Consider the following 876-nt stretch of genomic DNA (forward strand, 5'->3'; position numbering starts at 1 on the left):
TTAGAGCGGTTTCGGAATGAGTGTACGGTTTTTTGGGATAGCTTGCGTTATGCAAGCTTATTCGGATGATTTGCGTCAGCGCGTAGCCGCTGCTGACGCAACAGGCCAGTTTACTATTAGCCAGGTAGCCAGCCGCTTCACCGTTTCCACCTCGTTTGTGGAAAAGCTGCTCAAACGCCAGCGCACCAGTGGCTCGGTGGCCGCGCTGCCCCACCGCGGCGGCCCCACTTCCCGCCTGCAAGAGGCGGACCGCCAGCGATTGGCGGCCTGCGTGGCCGCCCAGCCCGATGCCACCCTGGCCGAGTTAGGCCAGCAGTTGCTGGCCGCCGGCAGCCCCGCCGTGGGGCAGACCGTGCTCTGGCAGGCGCTGCAAGGGCTGGACCTGCGGCGCAAAAAAAGAGTGCGCACGCCGCCGAGCGCGACACCGAGCGCGTGAGGGCGTTGCGTCGGGAGTTTATCGACGCCCTGCAGCAGGAAGACGTTACACGTTTTAAGTTCGTGGACGAAACCAGCGTAAACCTGACCTACACCCGCCGGTACGGCCGCGCCCTGGGCGGTCGGCGGGTGGACCAGGCCGTGCCGCTGCACAACGGGCCGAACGTGACGGTGGTGGCCGCCCTCTCGGCCCAGGGCGTGGAGGCCGTGATGGAACTGGACGGGGCCGTGAACACGGCCAGCTTCGCCGTGTACTTGGAGCAGGTGCTCGGGCCGGGCTTGCAGCCGGGCGACGTCGTGGTACTGGATAACCTGCGGGTGCACAAGGCGGCTGGCCTGGCAGAGTTGGTGGAAGCGCGCGGGGCCCGCCGGCTGTACCTCCCGCCCTACTCGCCGGATTTTACGCCCATTGAACTAGCCTTCAGCAAGCTCAAAACCAGC

2 protein-coding genes are annotated in these 876 nt (G+C 65.8%); both read left to right on the forward strand.

The window, feature by feature from the left end:
- The first annotated feature begins 49 nt into the window (after positions 1-49).
- Positions 50-436, forward strand: a complete 387-nt coding sequence (locus tag WX88_RS31685) for a hypothetical protein (protein ID WP_052733156.1) — start codon at positions 50-52, stop codon at positions 434-436.
- A partial coding sequence (locus tag WX88_RS26750) for an IS630 family transposase (RefSeq protein WP_156176500.1) occupies positions 433-876 on the forward strand: 444 nt, incomplete at its 3' end. The genes WX88_RS31685 and WX88_RS26750, both read left to right, overlap by 4 nt.

It is taken from the genome of Hymenobacter terrenus (genome assembly GCF_000972495.1).
GTDB lineage: Bacteria > Bacteroidota > Bacteroidia > Cytophagales > Hymenobacteraceae > Hymenobacter > Hymenobacter terrenus.

Excerpts from the sequence above, each read along its gene's own strand:
- WX88_RS31685 (WP_052733156.1), top strand. The coding sequence starts at position 50 with ATGCAAGCTTATTCGGATGATTTGCGTCAGCGCGTAGCCGCTGCTGAC.